General features: G+C 31.7%; 1 protein-coding gene. It reads right to left on the minus strand.

What is annotated here, in order from left to right; genetic code table 11:
• Nucleotides 1–15 precede the first annotated feature (15 nt).
• Complete coding sequence (locus tag P20480_RS00055) at nucleotides 16–234, minus strand: hypothetical protein (protein ID WP_008133290.1); 219 nt, start codon at nucleotides 232–234, stop codon at nucleotides 16–18.
• Nucleotides 235–341 lie beyond the last annotated feature (107 nt).

A 341-nucleotide genomic window follows, 5' to 3' on the forward strand; every position in this document is an offset into this window, starting at 1 on the left:
TATGCAATTAAACGCCTAAACATTAGATGCCTTATTATTTGAAACATCATTTTTAAGTGCCAAAACTGCTACAAATATTAAACCTAATGGTGGAATAAATGACAATAAACAACCAATAAAGGTTGTTGTTTTAACATTTTGGGTTTTACGTTTACCGAGGTAATAGCTTAAACCACTTATTACAATAATTGATATTAAAATGAATTGACCGAGTATTGTTGCATTGATATTCATACGAAACTCCTTTTTGCATATAACGCCTCGTTAAGAGGCAAATAATATGTTGGCTAAAATAAGCGACGCAGGAGCAAAAGTCAACTGTTATTTGTCCTGCTTTAACG

This window comes from Pseudoalteromonas sp. BSi20480, assembly GCF_000241365.1.
GTDB classification, from domain to species: domain Bacteria; phylum Pseudomonadota; class Gammaproteobacteria; order Enterobacterales; family Alteromonadaceae; genus Pseudoalteromonas; species Pseudoalteromonas marina.